Source organism: Nitrospiraceae bacterium (genome assembly GCA_035623075.1).
GTDB lineage: Bacteria > Nitrospirota > Nitrospiria > Nitrospirales > Nitrospiraceae > DASPUC01.
In genome coordinates, this window is sequence record DASPUC010000006.1 from 1 (window position 1) to 2,629 (window position 2,629).

Below are 2,629 nucleotides of genomic sequence, written 5' to 3' on the forward strand. Positions count from 1 at the left end.
GCTGACCAAACTTGACCAGCTGGTCGAGCAGAACGGTCAACTGGAAAAACAAAATCGAGAACTGATGGATCAGATCCAGTCTTTGCGTCGGGTTCTCGCCCAGGAATCCGGTGCAAAAGACAAGGCCATTGAGACAGAGACAGAGCCCGCGGCCATGGCGATAACGAACAATGCTCCGCAAGAAAAACCGCAGGCGGACGGCGATCTCTCCACCCCGGAAGAGCCAAAACGGTGGGGGACCTATACCCCCAACCAGGGTTTCAAGTTGGCCGATACCGAGTACGGGGACTTGAATCTCAGCATCTACACATATGTCCGCTACTTGAACCAGCTAGGCCTGGATCCGACCTACACGGATGCATTCGGCAACGTCAAGACGGTGCAGCAACGCCAAGACATGCAGATTCAGAAGGTGCAGATAAAGTTCTTAGGCTGGCTCCTCAACCTGAAATTCCGCTACTTCCTCTACGCCTGGACTTCCAATGCCTCGCAGGGCTTACCGGCCCAAGTGGTACTTGCGGGCAACGTGAATTACACCTTTAACAAGCACTTTAATTTGGCGGGTGGGATCACATCTCTGCCTGGCACACGCAGCGTGGAGGGCAACTTCCCCTTCTGGCTGGGCGTGGATACCCGTCTGATCGCCGACGAGTTCTTCCGTCCTTCGTACACGTCGGGTATCTGGGCCAGGTTTACCTGGGGGGGATCGACGTTGTACGGCAAGTATGGCAATCCTTGTGATTTTCGAGCCGGAGTGACTGGTTCCCCTGGAAGAACAGAGTTGTTCGGTGGAACACCGAATTCCTTTACCTGTACAAGTCTCCGGTGGGATACACATCCGTCCCCTTCGCGCTCGGCGGCACTGGGCCGGTGTTCCACTCAAACGTTGAGTTAGCTTTTTGAGGAGCGAAGCGATGGAACAGACGAACATCCCCAACGATCTGGAGCGCGGCCGTACGGGAACTAACCACTCTCGTCAACCAAGAAACCCTAGCGCTGGTCGCCACCGGATAACACGCCTCGATCGTGAAAGCGCGAAAATGCGCAACTTCCGGTGCCATAGAAAGGGCTTCTTCCTTTGGTTCATTGTCCTTTTCCTGTTGGCCTCGCACGATTGGATGCTGGCGCAGTCCCAACCCTCAACAACAGACCAACCCGAGCTGAATGACGTTCACTTTCACCTTACCAATTACATTCAGCAAGGGACTGACATTCATGACTTCTGAACATTATGGGTACCAAGGTTGGGCGCGTCGCGCTGTTTGGCATACCCTTGCAACAAGAATGGTCGTACCAGAATTCCGGTGATTTCGCCCCAACCTACTACCTGCAAACCGACGCTCCGCTCTATTACTACTCCTTCACCGACGCGTACATTGCCATGGTCTATCGATCGCTTTCCAAAGAGGAGCAGGCGCGGTTCGATCCTATGATCACCGGATTCAATCCGGCTGATATGTATGCTGCTGATCACATTCGTCGTGTGTTGCAGACTTTTCCCGGCGTGTTTTCGGGAATTGGCGAGTTCACCGTTCACAAGGAGTTTGTTTCCTCTAAGGTGGCAGGGGAGACCGCTTCGCTGCAGAACCCAGCCCTCGACCGGATCCTGGACTTTGCCGCGCAAGTCGGACTCGTTGTCCTGATCCACAACGACATGGATGTACCCTTCGCCAAAGAGGGATCTGAGCCCGCCTACCTGGCGCAGATGAAGGCGCTACTCAAACGCCATCCTCAGACCACCATCATTTGGGCGCACACCGGAATGGGCCGAGTTGTTCGTCCCGTCCAAGGTCACGCGGCCGTGCTCGAAGCGATTCTGAAAGACCCGCAGTTTAGTCATGTGTATTTCGATATCTCATGGGATGAGGTCGCCAAGTATCTGGTAGCCACGCCAGAGTCGGTCCGGATCGCGGCAGATCTTATCAATCACTATCCGGATCGCTTCTTGTTCGGCACCGACGAAGTCGCGCCCGCGAGCCAGGAAAAATATCTTCGTGCCTATGAACAGTACCGTCCCTTGTGGAGCCTGTTGAACAAGGATGCGAGCGATAAGGTACGGAAAGGAAATTACCAGCGCCTCTTCGACGCGGCCAGGCAAAAGGTGCGGGCGTGGGAGCAGGCCCACGCGAAATAAGATTGCGTCTTCCTTCTCCCCAATTGAGTTCGCAGCGGATGTTTGAGACCGAATTAGGCCAGTATTCACGCAGCGTTCTTAGCGAAAGCGATTTTTGTCGCCGAGCTTGCTAAGTCCGATTACAACAGTTCAGTGCGGCGGCTGAGGCAGTGGCTTGTAGCAAACTTCTACGTTGACTGAACACTCCCCAAGATGAGGATTCGCGCCTGTGGTACCAACCTTGCAGAAGAGTTTCATTCCAAACTCGTATTGAGTGATTGTCCCGCTGGCATCTCGTTCAATAGCCTTAAGCTCCGGGTCACTCACTGACCATCCCTGTTCATAAACCTGATCGCTTTTCCCGTAAGTAATGATGAGTTGGACTTGCCCCCAAGAATGAGACAACCAGTTAAGACTCATAATCCACTAAACGGAGGAATGAGTCATGGGATTGTCGCGCAGGCAGTTCACGCGAGAGTTTAAGCTGGCCGCGGTGCGGCGGCTGGAGGAAGGAGT

General features: G+C 54.1%; 3 protein-coding genes. All 3 read left to right on the forward strand.

What is annotated here, in order from left to right; genetic code table 11:
- Positions 1-895 (forward strand): hypothetical protein (locus VEI50_01735; protein ID HXX73832.1); only part of this gene is annotated, 895 nt, incomplete at its 5' end.
- Positions 896-914: 19 nt separating this feature from the next.
- On the forward strand, positions 915-1,226 hold the full coding sequence (locus VEI50_01740; GenBank protein ID HXX73833.1) for a hypothetical protein: 312 nt from the start codon (positions 915-917) through the stop codon (positions 1,224-1,226).
- Positions 1,227-1,231: 5 nt separating this feature from the next.
- Complete coding sequence (locus VEI50_01745; GenBank protein HXX73834.1) at positions 1,232-2,134, forward strand: amidohydrolase family protein; 903 nt, start codon at positions 1,232-1,234, stop codon at positions 2,132-2,134.
- Positions 2,135-2,629: the final 495 nt, after the last annotated feature.